Below are 15,741 nucleotides of genomic sequence, written 5' to 3'. Positions count from 1 at the left end.
ATGGCTGGGCAGAACGGCAACGGCGCATCCCGGCCGCCGCTCACCGGCGGTGCGCTGGTCCTGCTCACCGCGGGCGTGGCGCTCGCCACGTTCATGGAGGTGCTCGACATCTCCATCGTCAACGTGTCGGTGCGCACCATCGCCGGCAACGTAGGCGTGAGCAGCAACGAAGGCACGATGGCGATCAGCGCCTACTCCATGGCCAGCGCGGTGATGCAACCGCTGACCGGCTGGGTGGCGCGTCGCTTCGGTGAAGTGCGGACCTTCATGGTGTCGGTGATGCTGTTCGTCGTGTTTTCCGCACTCTGCGGATTTTCCACGTCGATGCCGATGCTGATCGTGTTCCGCCTCCTGCAGGGCGCGGTGTCGGGTCCGATGGTCCCGCTTTCGCAGACGCTGCTGCTCAACAACTACCCCGTCGCGAAGCGGCCTATCGCGCTGGCGCTGTGGGCAATGACCGTGGTGGTCGCGCCGGTCTTCGGCCCGATTCTCGGTGGCTGGATTACCGACAACTACCACTGGTCGTGGATCTTTTTCATCAACATCCCGGTCGGCATCTTCGCGGTCGTCGTCACCTATGCGCTGCTTCGCGACCGCGAGTCGAAAGTCACGAAGATGCCTATCGACGCGGTCGGCCTGTTCCTGCTGGCCGTCGGCGTGGGCTGCCTGCAGTTCATGCTCGACAACGGCAACGACGACGACTGGTTCAGTTCGACGACCATCGTCGTACTCGCCATCGTGTCGCTGGTCTGCATCACCTTCCTGGTCGCATGGGAGCTGATGCACAAGCATCCGGTGGTGGAGCTGCGCCTGCTGGGCCGGCGAAACTTCTTCGTGGGTGTGCTGTGCCTTTCGCTGGGCATGTTCGCCTTCTTCGGCGGTACGGTGGTCATGCCGATGTGGGTCCAGGAGGTACTCGGCTACACGGCCACCTGGGCGGGCTTCGTCGTCGCTCCCATCGGCATCCTGGCTATCGTGCTGTCGCCTATCGTCGGCGTGTTCCAGAGCAAGTTCGACCTGCGTCTGCTCAATACGATCGGCTTCGCGGTGTTCGCTGCCGCATCGTTCTATATGTCGACGCTGAGCACTAACGCGCCGTACAGCGAGCTGGCCATCCCGCGGCTCTGCATGGGTGCGGGTATCGCGCTGTTCTTCGTGCCGGTGAACCAGATCATCCTCTCGGGCATGCCCGATGAGGAGGTCGCGAGCGCATCCGGGTTGTCGAACTTCTTCCGCACGCTGGCAGGCAGCATCGCGACGGCCGTGAGTACGACGATGTACTCCCATCGCACGACGTATCACCACGCGGTGCTGTCGGAGAACGTCGTCGAGGGCAGCCGCACGACGACGGAGTACCTCGATCGCTTCCAGGCACTTGGCGTGCAGGGCCCGACCGCCAACGCGGCGCTCAACCGCATCGTCGACATGCAGGCGGCGACGCTGGCGGTCAATGACGTGTTCTGGGTCTTCGGCCTGATCTTCGGTCTGGCGATGATCGCCATCTGGTTCGCGAAACCGCCTTTCGCGTCGGGCGGTACACCCGGACACTGAGGGTCCGGGCTGTCGCCAGCAGGCGGGGCTCCTACGAGCAGGCTGGCTCGCGCCACTGCCGACGTCCCGAGGTCAGGGCTGCTGGGGATGCTCCGGTGGGAGCCAACCCTGTCGGCGATATCATGTCGCCGAAAAGTCCAGCGTTTCGGTAAGATCACCAGCCGCCGGTCCACCCGCCGCCACCATCGCATCCTCACGCATCTTCAGCCCCGGCAGCTTCTCGAGCTTGAACCGGCGCGTCAGGAAGCGGGCGATGGATCCGGTGTCATAGATCGTGTGCTCGACGTGGCCCTTCTTCGCATACGGCGACACGACCAGCGCGGGAATGCGTGTTCCCGGACCCCAGCGATCGCCCTTCGGCGGAGCGACGTGATCCCACCAGCCGCCGTTCTCGTCGAACGTGATCACCACCAGCATGTTCTTCCACTGCGGGCTCGTGCGCAGCGCATGTACGACGTTGGCGATATGACGATCGCCGGCTTCCACGTCGGAGTAGCCGGCGTGCATGTTGAGGTCGCCTTGCGGCTTGTAGAACGCCACCGGAGGCAGCTTCCCAGCCGCGATGTCCGCAAGAAAATGATTCGTCGCCGCCGTCTCGCCAAGACCGCCATCGCGCAGATGCTTCTTGCGCGCTTCGGTTCCCGGAGCCAGTGTCACGAAGTAATTGAGCGGCTGGTGATGTGGCTGGAAGTTCGGCGTCTGCGGGAAGCTGGCATCGTCACCGTCGCCCTTACCGTCGAGCGCGGCCTGGAAGCCGCCGCCATACCAGGCCCAGTCGACATCCTTCGCCGAGAGTACGTCGCCGATGTGTTTATGCTTCTGCGGCACCAGCGTGTTGGCGCTGGTGGCGTCGGCAAGCAGCGGATTCTTGCGATCGACGTTGAAGCCCGGCGAATAGGGCGGACCGATGGTGTTCACCGCCCAGAAGTCCGGGGTCAGCGTATTGTGGTGCGCGAATTTGGGTTTGCCGTCCATCGCGCTCTTCGGCGATTCCTCGTCCATCTTCAGGCGATGGTCGAGCGGGTCGCCGCTTTCGGTGACCGCGATGTTGAACTGCGCGGGGCTCTTGTCGGCGCCCGGATAGAACGGCGGTTGCGCGGCGACGAGGTACTGGTGGTTGAGGAACGAACCGCCAAAGGCACCCATGAAGAAGTTGTCGCACAAGGTGAACTGCGAGGCGATATTCCACAGGCGCAGGTGCACGGGCGCGCTGGCATAGTGCCCCATGGTCAGCGCACCGTTGTCACCCCACGCGACGAAGCCGTCGTTCTTGCCGCCGTTGATCTGCAGCTGGTTGTTATAGAACGCGTGGACGAGATCGCGCGTTACCAGACCGTGCGGCAGCGGGGTGCCGTCGCCGGTGTGGAGTGCCCACGGCGCGTTCGGCAGGCCGGTAATGTCCTTTTCGCCGATCTTGTACGTTTTATGGTCGACGACCTGCTCGTGCGGCACGAGCCCGCCCCAGATGGGTGGCAGGGTCTTCAGCGGGGTGCCGTCGCGGTCCCGCTGGATCAGACGTTCTGGCGGCACCTCGCTCAGCGGCTGCTGCAGACCGGGGAAGTCCCCGAACAGATTGTTGAAGCTGCGGTTTTCCGCGTAGATCACGACCACGTTATCGATGTGCTTTTCGAGCAACGCATCCAGTGCGGCACCGGTCGGCGCGGGACCCGCCGCCTTCCTGCCGGCCGCGGTCACCTCGCTTGCGCCACCCAGCGCGAGCATGGCGCCCGTCGTGGCCATGCCGCCCAGCAACCGGCGTCGCGCGGCGTCGGGGGTGTCGTTATCGGTTTTCTTGGTCATGGAGCGGCTCTGCGTGCGCCGGCCCGGGGAAAGGCGGCGGTGTGGGAGGGGCGAGGCCCCCGCTAGGGACCGAAGCGTAAACGATGCGGGCGGCTCGGGAAAACGCAGCGGCGTAGGAAACGATGGAGAAACGCTCGCGGACCTCGCGTCGATGATGGCGGATCGGCCGGAATGGTGCGTGAGCGAGAACGATGCACCATGATGGTGCATTTGCACATCTTCCTCACGCCCGTTCTATGATGGGAGAGCTTGATTCCGGCGCCCGTCGATGGCGGACACGCTGGCATAGCGATTGCTACACGCATTCCGCCCACACCCATTTCGAGGTTTGTATGTCCGCCGCTTCCAAAGTGCTGAACCTGATCCAGGACGAGGAAATCGAGTTCGTCGACCTGCGCTTCGCCGACATGCTCGGCAAGCACCACCACGTCACGTTCCCCGCCCACGCCATCGACGAGAGCACGTTCGAAGACGGCAAGATGTTCGACGGCTCGTCGATCGCCGGCTGGAAGGGCATCAACGAGTCCGACATGGTCCTCATGCCGGATCCGGAGACCGCCCACCTCGACCCGTTCAGCGCTCACAAGCAGCTGATCGTGCACTGCGATGTGCTCGAGCCGAGCACCATGCAGGCTTATGGTCGCGACCCGCGCTCCATCGCCAAGCGCGGCGAAGCCTTCCTGAAGTCGACCGGCATCGCCGATACCGCCTTCTTCGGCCCGGAACCCGAGTTCTTCATCTTCGACTCGGTCCGCTGGCAGAACGACATGGGCCGCGTGTTCTACGAAATCGGCTCCGAAGAAGCGGCCTGGTCGTCGCGCTACAAGTACGACGGCACCAACAGCGGTCACCGTCCGGGTGTGAAGGGTGGCTATTTCCCGGTCAGCCCGGTCGACAGCCTGGGTGATCTGCGCGCGGACATGTGCAAGGTGCTCGAGTCGCTCGGCCAGGTGGTCGAAGTGCATCACCACGAAGTCGCCAACGCGGGCCAGTGCGAGATCGGCACGCGCTTCAACACCCTGGTGAAGAAGGCCGACGAACTGATGACGATGAAGTACGTCATCAAGAACGTCGCCCACCAGCAGGGCAAGACCGTGACCTTCATGCCGAAGCCGATCGTCGGCGACAACGGCTCGGGCATGCACGTGCACCAGTCGCTGTCGAAGAACGGCGAGAACCTCTTCGCGGGCGACCTCTACGGTGGCCTGTCGCAGACGGCGCTGTGGTACATCGGCGGTATCTTCAAGCACGCCAAGGCCATCAACGCGTTCGCGAATTCGACGACCAACAGCTATAAGCGTCTGGTCCCGGGCTTCGAAGCGCCGGTCATGCTCGCCTACTCGGCGCGTAACCGTTCGGCATCCTGCCGTATCCCGTACGTGTCGAGCCCGAAGGGTCGTCGTATCGAAATCCGTTTCCCGGATCCGATGCAGTCGGGCTACCTGACCTTCACCGTGCTGATGATGGCCGGCCTCGACGGCATCCTGAACAAGATCGACCCGGGTGCACCGGCCGACAAGGATCTCTACGATCTGCCGCCGGAAGAAGAGAAGAACATCCCGCAGGTCTGCGCCAGCCTCGACGAAGCGCTCGCCGCGCTCGACAAGGATCGCGACTTCCTCAAGGCCGGTGGCGTGTTCACCGACGACTTCATCGACGCGTACATCGCGCTGAAGATGCAGGAAGTGACCCGCTACCGCGCGAGCACCCACCCGCTCGAGTTCCAGATGTACTACGCGATCTGATCGCGAGAGCGACGTTCGGGTGAACGAAGGGGCGCCTCGGCGCCCCTTCTTTTGTTTCTCGTGGGCGAATGGGCGCGATTTTGCGAGCCGCCGCCGCCCCTTGATCGTGGCGAAACTGCCGTTAGGATGCCTGCAGTTCACTCACAGGCATCCGGCATGACAACCTCTCCGATTCGCGTGGCGGTCCTGGCCGCGTTTGCGTGGCTGGTCGGATGTGGCAGTGTCGCGACGGCCTCCGACATTCCCGTGTACGGCTACACGGTGGTGCGCACCTACCCGCACGATCCGAAGGCTTTTACGGAAGGGCTGTTCTACGACGGCGGTTTTCTCTACGAGAGCACGGGCGAATACATGGGCTCGGGCGTGCGCAAGGTCCGGCTCGATACCGGTGAGGTCGCGCAGCATCTCGACACCCCGCCCGGATACTTCGGCGAAGGCATCATCGTCTCGGGCGACCACCTGTTGCAGCTGACCTGGCGCGATGGTGTCGGCTTCATCTACGACCGCAAGACCTTCGCGCCCGTTGGCAAGTTCAGCTATCCCGGCGAAGGCTGGGCGATGACGCGCGACGCGAAACATCTCTACATGAGCGACGGCACGCCCACCATCCGGGTTCTCGATCCGGTCACCCTGGCGCAGACGGGTCGCATCGACGTGACAGCCGATGGCGCGCCACTGCGCATGATCAATGAACTGGAGTGGGTGAAGGGGGAGATCCTCGCCAACGTCTGGCAGACCGAACGCATCGCCCGTATCGATCCGAAAACCGGGCACGTGACCGGCTGGATCGACCTCTCGGGGCTCGTCGACACGAGCCGCGTGGATGACCCGGCCGATGACGTCCTCAACGGCATCGCCTACGACGCGGCCCACGATCGCCTGTTCGTGACCGGCAAGCGCTGGCCAGCGCTCTTCGAGATTCGACTGAAACCGAAACGTCCGCGCTGAGTGGCACCGCGGTAAACAGCGACCGCCTTCAAGTAAATACGATTCAGGCCGATCATATTCGCAAGATCTGAGGATATTCTTATATCCGTTGTATAGTCTTACGAATAACGCCCGGCTGTCCGCCGGGAGCCTCGGGAGGGGACCCGCTTGAAGACCATCATCCTCGGCGCGCTGGCGCTGATCGCTCCCGCCTACGCGCTCGCCGCCGACGTACCCGCCACCAGCTACGACTGGCGAAGCAACTGGCCGACCCATCACGTTTTCGCCGACGGCACGGATCTCGGCCTCACGCTGAAATACCAGTTCGACCTCGACCGCTTTTCGCACGACGAAGGCACTTACGAAGACGCGCAGACCAATCGCCGGAAGGAGTTCGGGTTCTTCGTACGCAAAAAAGGTGTCTACGACGCGACGGTCGTCTTCGACTTTCAGGCGAAGACCTGGCTGGATACGTTTTTTCGCGTGCAGAGCAAGGCGCTGCTCGGCGACGACTACGGCGCGCTACGCGTGGGTTTCATGAAAACGCCCGTCGGCTTCGAGGGCAACACCAGCACGGGAACGACGTCGTTTCTGGAATCCTCGCTGCCGATGCAGGCGGTGTACGCGAACCGACGCCTCGGTATCGACTGGGCTCTGACCCGCAAGCAGTACCTGATACAACTCGGCTACTACCACGGCGGCAACCTGCAGGGCGATCTCGACGGCCGCATGGTGGCAGGGCGCGCCGCATGGACGCCGCACAACTCGCCGGGCGACGTGTTGCACCTTGGCCTGTCCCTTTCGCGCGAGACACCTGACGGCACGACGGACGGACGCGGGCGCTACACCCCGCCGAGCATCCGTCTGCGCGCCTTGCCCGAGGCCGGCCTGATCACCCAGCGCCTCATCGATTCCGGCACGCTCAGCGTGGCCGACCATGTCGATCGCCGCGGTCTCGAAGGCCTGTGGATCGGGGGGCCGTGGTCGGTTCAGAGCGAATACCTCGACGCCCGCGTCAAGCTGGTCGACAAGCCCGCCTTCATCGCACACGGCTGGTACGCGTTCGGCAGCTGGGTGGTCACCGGCGAGTCGCGCACCTATAACAGCGGCAACGTCGCCGATGTCGTTCCGAAGGGGCCTTGGGGCGCACTCGAATTCCTCGTTCGTTACAGCACGCTCGACCTCGACGACGGCCCGGTGCTGGGCGGTACCGAGCACGACTGGACGTTCGGTGCGAACTGGTACATCACGAAATACCTGAAACTCCAGGGCAACTACGTCAGGGCGACCAGTGACCGGCGCGACCTGCGCATCGACCCGCACATCGTCGAGGTGCGCGCTCAGATCATGTTCTGAGCGCGCTTTCCCGATCAGAGCCGTGCGTCATCCCACTCATACGACGCCGTGAGATCTTCGTAAGGCTCGCCGGGCACGAACGCGCACGCCGTCTCCCTGTCCGGGCCTTCGGGGAGTCGGCCCTCCAGGAGATACGCCATGGCGGCTTTCTCCACGCACGGTGTCGCGGACTGAGCCAGCAGGCCGTGCTGTGAACTGCCCTTCGCGACGACGAGCCGACTGGAAGGGAATCGGGCGAGCATCGCGCGCGCACCGATCAGTGGCGTCGATGCATCATGCTCGGACTGGATCAGCAGGAAGGGAGCACGTGTTTCGAGCAAGCCGAAGTCGGGGCTGCGCGCGACCCGCGCCGGCCAGGCCGCACAGGTCAGCTGGTCGAAAATCTGCGAGCCGTCAGCCTCGGTGTAAGTGAATGCATCGCGGTCCGCGCGGGCGCGAATCTTCTCCTGCATCGGCTCCCAGGGTTCGTCGTTGCACATCACCGCGAGGTTGAGCCACTCGCCGTGACGGTCGACCAGCGAGTCATGCCGATGCGCGTTGCCGTGGCGCCCCCGGACCTGGCCCGCCACGGTGCTCGCACCACGCTGGGTGAGCTCCAGCGCGGCCTGTCGTATCGCACCGTCTGTCGCGGCATCGAGGCTGAACCGGTTGGCAGCCGCCAGACTCTGCAGGCTTCGCCAGTTGCGCCAGCCGGATGCCTTGACCCACCTGTCCATCGTCATCGCGGCGGCGAGATGGGCGGGACTGATCAGCGCATCGTGCCATGCGGGCCTCAGCTCGTCGGCGAAGCCACGGATCGCGCCCTGGAGTTCGCCGGCATCGCTTACCTGCCCATAGCGCCATGGCTCGTGCAGGATGGGAGCCAGCACGCGTTTTTCGAAGGCATCCTGCTGCGCGTCATTCGTCAGCTCCATGGCGGTGCGGTAGCCGCGGTGAAACATCAGAGACGAATCGAGCAGCATCCTGCCCATGCGCTCCGGGTAAAGTGCCGCATACGTCGCACCCACCCGGCCCCCGTACGAGATCCCGTAAAAGTTCAGCGTGTCGTCGCCCAGCGAAGCGCGGACGGCGTCCATGTCCCTTACGTGCTGCTCCGTACTGAGGTAGGCGGTTTCGGCGTGCACCGAACACGCGTTGGCTTGCGCGCGCGCATCGGCGATGGCGCGCTTCCAGTTGGCGTCGTCGCGATGTGCCGGCAGGAAGTGACGTGTCGGTGCGACCGCGTCGCACTCGTAGGTCCAGCCGCCCCGGAGTCCGCGAGGAATCACCGCGATGAGATCGAAGCGTTCGACAAGTCGCCGTCGGTCGCCGTGCAACGGATCGGACGCTTCAACCGCGCCGAATGCCGCGGCCATCGACGCGACGAAGGCCGCCGGTTGCCCGCCGGGGCCACCCACATTGACGAAGAGCGCTCCTTCGCGTTTGAACTGATCCTCGGCGGCGATCCTTACGACGCCGACTTCGATGGTGCGTCCATCCGGCCTGAGATGATCGAACGGCATCCGCGCCTTCCCGCAGTGCAGCCGCTCACCCAGTTCGGGCCAGGTGCCGCCGGTAAGTTCGGCCGGACAGCTGGCCCACGTGATGAACGGCACGCGCGCCAGCAGGGAAGGCGACGCGACGGCGCCGAGCAGCGCCAACGTCAGAGGTAACAGGGTTTTCATGATCGTCCTTGATCCGTCATCGGAATTCGTCGTGCGTTGCGGGCGTGGCCGGCGTCGACGCGGGCACCGGCGTGTGTGGCAGCGCGGACAGGGGATTCTCGTTGGTACCCTCGCAATACGACTCGCGCGACTCACTGTCGGGGAGGCTGCCGTCGAGGAGATACCGGGCCACCGTTCGCTCGATGCATTGCGATGTCGTGAAGTTGAACACGCCGTGCACCGATGAGCCGCGAGCCATCAGAAGCCGGGCATTGGGATAGCGGTCGAGGAGATTTCTCGAACCCTCCGCTGGCGTCGCCACGTCATGCTCGGACTGGAGCAGGAGAAACGGCGGCGCCTGCTCCACACGCGTGAGGTCCGGCAATCGTGCGGTGGCATGGGGCCAGCGGGAGCACACCAGTTCTTCGAGAATGTCGTCACCGTTCGAGTGCAGGTATCGCGCGGCGCCGTTTACAGCGCGTGCGCGGATCTGGTCATCGGAGAACGCCCAGCGCGAGTCGTTGCAGCCGACGGCAAGACGGACGGAGTCGCCGTCCTGTCCGGCGTCGAAGCGGGGGACGGTGGGTGCCGGCGCGAAGTAATGTGCCGCCAGTTGCATCGCGGCCCAGCGGATACCGCGATCCAGCGAGGCGTCCGCGCTGAAGGTCTGGCGGCGGATACGGCCTTCGAGCTTCGACTGCGACTCAGGCTCCGCTTCGCGGATCCAGCCCGCGATCCACAACGCGGCCGCCAGCCGTGGCGTCGAGTCGAGGAAGGGATACCACATTTCCCTTGTACGTCCCGGGAGGTCGTCGAACGACGAAGTGATCGCGGACGGGTCGTCCGGGAGGCCATAAAGAACGGGATCGGCGACGATGGGCGCGAGCGCCTTCTGGAACTGCTTTCGCCGCGCCGTCTGAGTCATCTCCATCGCCGCACGGAAGTCGTGGGTAAAAAGCATGGGCGAGTCGAGCAGCATGCGACCGACACGTGTCGGGTACATGGCGGCATACCAGCCCCCGACCCTACCGCCATACGAGATGCCGTAGAAATTCAGCGAGTCGTCGCCCAATGCGCGGCGGACCATGTCCATGTCGTGGACGTGTTGTTCGGTACTGATGAAGCGTGCTTCGGGTGGCGCGGCGCATGCCGACGATTGTGCGTTGGCCTCCTCGATGACTTTCCGCCAGTTGTCGTCGTCCAGGTGGCTGGGCAGGAACGCATAGCGAGGTGGTAACCCGGTGAGGCACCGGTACTCCGTGCCACCGCGAAGCCCGCGAGGAATGACGGCGATCATGTCGAAACGCTGCGCCAGACGATATTTGTCGGCGGTGTCAGGATCGTCGGGGTCTTCCTGGCTCCACCCGCGGGCGATGGCCACGAGGAGCCTTCCCGGGTGGGCTCCGGGCCCTCCGGTGTTCACGAACAGCGAACCTTGCCGCTGGTCGGCGGCGGCGGCGCGTATGCGCACGACGCCGACATCGAAAAACCGGCCGTCCGGTGCCATATGGTCAAGCGGTGCCCGCAGCGTGCCGCACTGCAATCGGTCACCCAGGGCCGTTCCGCCGGGTCCCACCAGATCGGTGGTGCAATCGGTCCAGGCGATCTGTGGGTTCGCGAAGCTGGCCAGCGGAAGCAGGGCCAGTGCGAAGGCCGTGAATCGATGTTTCATCATGGTCGTCCTTTACAGATGGAAAACGGGCCGTCATGGCCTTCAATGGGATGTCGAGCGCGGGGATGGATAGAGTCTCGGCTTCTGCCCGAACAGGCGATCGAGACGGTCACGCCACTGCTGTACGCGAGCGGTATCCGTGAATCGGGTCACCTGGGGTGTAGCGGATGTCGGCGCCGGCGCGCTCGCGCCATCCACCTGGCATTCGGTCAGCTGTTCGGTGGGCTTTCGCCCATCGAGCAGAAAACGGGCTCCGGTACGCTCGACGCAGGCTTCGTCGGTCAGCGTGAACACCGAGTGGCGGTCGCTGCCTCGCAGTACCAGCAACGAAGCATTGGGCAGGGCGTTGACCATCCTCAGTGCGCCGGACACCGGCGTCACCGTATCGTGCTCGGAGGCGATGATGAGGATCTGGCCCGCGCGCGCCAGTCGCTCGACGGGGGGCTTCACCGCATTCGGACCCGGCCAGAACACGCATGCGTTGACCAGGTCGCCACTGCGGGCGGCGGGGTAATCCCGCGCGTAGCGCGCAATGGTTTCGTGCCAGATACCGGCGTCGCGTGTTCCAGGTGTGTCATTGCAAGGCACGGCGACGAGCATCGCGGACATGGCCGGAAGTGGGGAAGGCGTATCGTCGGCGGCGGGGGTGTAGAGCGCCGCCAGCATGCGCGATGCTTCGGCGCGGATTCGCTGGTTGACCTCCGCGTCCGGATGAAGCACGTCCGTCGCGATTCGCGTGGCCATCGAGTCGCGGTCGAGCTCAGGCTGGACACGCAGCCACTCGGACATGGCCAGCGCCGCTTTAAGGCTTTCAGGCGAGCGGTATTCTCCCGTCCATGTCCGCTGTACGCGATAGGGCATCGTCGCGAGAACGCCGCGGACGGCGGCCTGGTCCTCGCCCAGGCCGTACAGCGCGGACGCGGCCACCGCGGGTTTGACGACGAGCCGGTCGAAGCGCTCCTGTTCCGCCTGCGCGGTAAGCAGGAAGTTTTCCTCCATGGACGAGGTGTAATCCATGGACGAGTCCAGCAACATCCGACCCACCTTGTCGGGATAGGTAGCCCCGTACCACGCGCCGAGCCACGTGCCGTACGACGTGCCAAGGTAGTTGAACGTGCTTTCGCCCAGGGCCCGACGAACGAGGTCGAGGTCGTACACGGTCTGTTCGGTGCTGATGTACGGGTGAAGCGGGTCCGCGCGACAGGCGTCCGCGAGCCGGCGTTGCAACAGGTCCCACCGGGCGATATTGCGCGGCGTGCGGTCGAGCAGGATGGAGCGGGCGTCGGGAAACTCTCCCGCGCAGGTCAGAGGCGCACTGCCCGGCATCCCCCGGGGCACCACGGCGACCAGATCGAACGCATCGGCCATGCGCTTCTTCTCGCCGTGCACGCGGTCGTCCGGCTTCGCGTGCATCCAGATCGCGGCCAGCATCGCGGCGAACTGCCTGGGATCGCCGCCGGGACCGCCCGGATTGACGAAGAGCGTGCCCTGGCGCTTCGCGGCATCCGCCGCCGCTACGCGGAGAACGCGAAGACGGATGCTGCCGTCGGCGGGACGGTGGTGATCGCGGGGAGCGCTCACCGTGCCGCAGCGTAGCCGGTCGCCGAGCAGGGTATGGATCGCCGGGTCAGCATCCTGATCCGTGCATGCCGACCACGTGATGCCCTGGGTGGCCACCGACGGCACCTGATAGACCGGTGACGGGGCGACTTGTGCGGCGACCGGGAGCGCGAACGCGGCGAGCATGCCGGCCGATGAAGCCAGCGAGCGTAATGGTGTCATGAGGACGTCCTTGGCCTGGGTGGCGGAAAAGGACGCTCACGTTAGTGAAGCGGGATGTCGGGTCGTATCAGCCTCATGCCTGCATGGGGCCGGTGCTTCCCGACGGATCATGTGGTTGCCGGCCGTCGTTCCGCTTACTGCATATGCCAGCCGTGCGAGACGAGGAGCGACTGACCGGTCAGCGCATTCGACCCGAAGCCCGCAAGGAACAGTGCGGTGTCGGCGATATCTTCCAGCGTCGTGAATTCACCATCCACCGTGTCGCGTAGCATGACATCGCGGATGACGGCGTCTTCGCCGATGCCCAGTTCCTTAGCCTGCTCGGGGATCTGCTTCTCGACCAGCGGTGTACGCACGAAGCCTGGACAGAGGACGTTGGCACGAATGCCATGGGTGGCGCCTTCCTTCGCGACGACACGCGCAAGCCCGAGCAGGCCATGTTTTGCCGCCACGTAAGGCGCCTTGAATTTCGAGGCGACGTGCGAGTGAGCCGACCCCATCAGGATGATGGATCCGCCGCGACCGGCATCGATCATCTGGCGCATGGCCGCGCGCGTGGTAAGGAACGCGCCGTCCATGTGGATGGCGAGCATCCGCTTCCAGTCGGCGAAAGCAAAGTCGACGATCGGCGCGATGATCTGCACACCCGCGTTGCTGACCAGGATATCGACCGGACCCAGTTCACGCCGCGTGCGCGCGAAGCCCTCGTCGACCTGTGCCTCATCGGTGACATCCATGGCCATGCCGATGGCGCCGTGGCCCATCGCGTCGGCCGTCTCGGCCGCCTTGTCGGCGGCGATATCGGCGACCACGACACGCGCCCCCGCGTCGGCATACGCCGTGGCGATGGCGCGACCTATACCGCTGGCGGCGCCGGTGACGAGGGCGATCTTGCCGGTGAGGTCGTGCATGGCGCGCTCCGCTTCGAGGAAGAGGGCGCCATTATGCCGATCAGGCTGGGTCGAGCATGAACGTGGCCGGTTCGCCCTGGGCGGACGAGCCCGCGATCCAGACGTGGAACTCACCCGGCTCCGCTTCGAACGTCGTGCCGTCGCGATGGGTGAAAGCGAGATCGCGGCGGGTCAGCTCGAAGGAGACTTCTTCGGAGGCACCTGGAGCGAGCAGGATCTTGCGGAACGCCTTCAGTTCACGCACGGGCCGCACGCGACTGGCGACACGATCGTGGATGTAAAGCTGCACCACCTCTTCGCCGGTGACGCCACCGGTATTGGTCACCGTGGCGGAGACGACAATGGTTTCGTCCCAGCGCACGCGGGCCTTCACGCGTGGCGCGTCGTAACCGAAGGAGGTATAGCTGAGCCCGTGGCCGAAGGGGTACAGCGCTTCGAAGGTGACTTCGCGATAGCGCGCCTTGAACGCGGGCGGCTGATCCGCCAGTTCCGGGCGGCCGGTGCGCAGGTGATTGTAAAAGTACGGCTGCTGGCCCGCGTCCTGCGGGAAACTCACCGGAAGACGCCCCGCCGGGTTGTAATCGCCGAACACGACATCGGCGATCGCCGGGCCGGTCTGCGTACCGAGGAACCACGTCACCAGAATGGCCGAGGCGCTGCGCACGGCACCGGTAAGGGCCAGCGCGCGACCGTTCTTCAGCAGGACGACGACCGGTGTACCGGTGGCGGCGACGGCCTCGGCCAGCGCCTGCTGGGCGGGCGGCACGATGATCTGCGTACGCGACTGCGCTTCACCGGAATAGACCTGCGGTTCGCCGATGGCGAGGAGAACGACGTCGGCACGTTTCGCCGCCGCGACAGCGGCATCGATGCCGCCGTCGATCGCATCTTCGATGCCGCTGCCGGCGACCACCTCGAGCGAGCCCGCATCGTCGAGAGCGGCACGCAGGCCGGCCTCGATGGTCACGTACCGAGTCTTGTCGCCGAACAACGTCCAGCAGCCTTCGATGTTGTCGACATCGGTACCGAACGGACCGATGAGGGCGATCTTCTGACCCGCCTTGCGCAACGGCAACACGCCGTCGTTCTTCAGCATCACGATCGAGCGACGCGACGCATCGCGCGCCAGCTCGTCGTGCCCGGCCCGCTTCGACGTATCCGCTTCGGCCACGGCATCGAGCGAGCGGTAGGGATTGTCGAACAGGCCGATCGCCTGCTTCACGGTGAGCACCCGACGGACGCCTTCATCCAGCACGTCCATCGGTACCTCGCCCTTTTCGACGAGGTCGGGCAGGTTCGCCGCGTAGAAGCCGCTCTGCATGCTCATGTCGACACCCGCGACGAAGGCGAGACGCGTGGCGTCGCGTTCGTCGGCGGCAAAGCCATGCGCGATCAGTTCCATGTCGGCGGTGTAATCGGAAACGACGAGGCCTTCGAAACCCCATTCACCGCGCAGGATGTCGGTCATCAGTTCGCGGTTGGCCGATGCGGGTACACCGTTGATGTCGTTGAACGCGCTCATGAAGGTCAGCGCACCGGCATCGACCGCTGCCTTGAAAGGCGGCAGGTGCACGTCGCGCAGCGTCTGCGGGGAGATATCGACGGCGTTGTATTCCATGCCGCCCGCGACCGCGCCGTAGGCGGCGAAGTGCTTCGGCGTGGCAAGCAGCGAATCGTCGGCCTTGAGGTCGGCGCCCTGGAAACCCCGCACACGCGCGGCGGAGAACGCCGAGCCCAGCACCACGTCTTCACCCGCACCCTCGGCCACACGTCCCCAGCGCTGGTCGCGCGCGATGTCCACGGCGGGAGCGAAGGTCCAGTGGATGCCGGCGGCGGTGGCCTCGACGGCCGTCACGCGCGCGGTGCGCTCGGCGAGGTCGGGCTCGAACGTGGACGCCTCACCCAGAGGAATCGGAAATACGGTGCGCATGCCATGAATGACATCGGCACCCAGCAGCAGCGGAATACCGAGGCGGCTTTCTTCCACGGCGATGCGCTGCGCCTCGCGGCCCTCGGCCGCGCCGACGCCGTTGAACAGCGAGCCCACGCGGCCCGCACGGATCTGTTCGCGAACCTCCGCCGCACCCAGCGCATTCGCTTCCGGGTTGATGTCGGGCGCGAACGGACGCAGGGCATCCGCAAAGCACCCGAGCTGGCCGACCTTCTCTTCGATGGTCATGCGGGCGATCAGGTCTTCGATGCGGGGATCACGGTTCATGGGTTCTGCCTTGAAAGCGAAGTGGACGCGTGAGGGCGCGTCAGGCGGGCAAGGATACTGGCATCGGCCCCGGAAGTGGGTACGTAAATGCCGTTACATGTAAACGATTACGTCGTTGCGCCACAATGTGTTGAGG

10 protein-coding genes are annotated in these 15,741 nt (G+C 65.0%); 4 read left to right on the top strand and 6 right to left on the bottom strand.

Features of this window, described 5'->3' with window-relative positions; genetic code table 11:
• Complete coding sequence (locus J2X57_RS07730; protein WP_036109272.1) at positions 1 to 1,551, top strand: DHA2 family efflux MFS transporter permease subunit; 1,551 nt, start codon at positions 1 to 3, stop codon at positions 1,549 to 1,551.
• 120 nt (positions 1,552 to 1,671) lie between these two features.
• Here the strand turns inward: J2X57_RS07730 and acpA are convergent, their stop codons facing one another.
• Positions 1,672 to 3,351, bottom strand: coding sequence for an acid phosphatase (gene acpA / locus J2X57_RS07725; RefSeq protein ID WP_309865464.1), 1,680 nt, complete (start codon positions 3,349 to 3,351; stop codon positions 1,672 to 1,674).
• A 332-nt stretch (positions 3,352 to 3,683) separates the two neighbouring features.
• Here acpA and glnA point away from each other — a divergent pair, with 332 nt between their 5' ends.
• The 3 genes from glnA (at position 3,684) to J2X57_RS07710 (ending at position 7,379) form a co-directional block, all read left to right on the top strand.
• Entirely contained in the window at positions 3,684 to 5,096 is a 1,413-nt protein-coding gene (gene glnA / locus J2X57_RS07720; RefSeq protein WP_036109277.1) for a type I glutamate--ammonia ligase, read from the top strand.
• A gap of 156 nt (positions 5,097 to 5,252) precedes the next feature.
• A complete protein-coding gene (locus tag J2X57_RS07715) occupies positions 5,253 to 6,044 on the top strand; it encodes a glutaminyl-peptide cyclotransferase (protein ID WP_309865460.1) in 792 nt (263 codons plus the stop codon).
• A gap of 147 nt (positions 6,045 to 6,191) precedes the next feature.
• Entirely contained in the window at positions 6,192 to 7,379 is a 1,188-nt protein-coding gene (locus J2X57_RS07710) for a porin (RefSeq protein ID WP_309865457.1), read from the top strand.
• A gap of 14 nt (positions 7,380 to 7,393) precedes the next feature.
• Here J2X57_RS07710 and J2X57_RS07705 read toward each other — a convergent pair whose 3' ends face one another.
• The 5 genes from J2X57_RS07705 to J2X57_RS07685 form a co-directional block, all read right to left on the bottom strand.
• Positions 7,394 to 9,043 carry an alpha/beta hydrolase gene (locus J2X57_RS07705; protein ID WP_309865454.1) on the bottom strand — a complete coding sequence of 550 codons (1,650 nt, stop codon included), beginning with the start codon at positions 9,041 to 9,043 and terminating at the stop codon, positions 7,394 to 7,396.
• Between the two features lie 16 nt (positions 9,044 to 9,059).
• Positions 9,060 to 10,694 carry an alpha/beta hydrolase gene (locus J2X57_RS07700; protein WP_309865450.1) on the bottom strand — a complete coding sequence of 545 codons (1,635 nt, stop codon included), beginning with the start codon at positions 10,692 to 10,694 and terminating at the stop codon, positions 9,060 to 9,062.
• A 42-nt stretch (positions 10,695 to 10,736) separates the two neighbouring features.
• The gene (locus J2X57_RS07695; protein ID WP_309865447.1) at positions 10,737 to 12,476 is read right to left on the bottom strand and encodes an alpha/beta fold hydrolase; all 1,740 of its coding nucleotides are present in this window, start codon (positions 12,474 to 12,476) and stop codon (positions 10,737 to 10,739) included.
• A gap of 134 nt (positions 12,477 to 12,610) precedes the next feature.
• Entirely contained in the window at positions 12,611 to 13,387 is a 777-nt protein-coding gene (locus J2X57_RS07690; protein WP_043696609.1) for a 3-hydroxybutyrate dehydrogenase, read from the bottom strand.
• Between the two features lie 40 nt (positions 13,388 to 13,427).
• Complete coding sequence (locus tag J2X57_RS07685; RefSeq protein WP_043696606.1) at positions 13,428 to 15,605, bottom strand: glycoside hydrolase family 3 N-terminal domain-containing protein; 2,178 nt, start codon at positions 15,603 to 15,605, stop codon at positions 13,428 to 13,430.
• Between the last annotated feature and the right edge of the window lie 136 nt (positions 15,606 to 15,741).

It is taken from the genome of Luteibacter sp. 1214, assembly GCF_031455395.1.
Taxonomy (GTDB): domain Bacteria; phylum Pseudomonadota; class Gammaproteobacteria; order Xanthomonadales; family Rhodanobacteraceae; genus Luteibacter; species Luteibacter mycovicinus.
The sequence above is the reverse complement of the archived record's forward strand: the minus strand, read 5'-3'. Positions and strand labels throughout refer to the sequence as shown.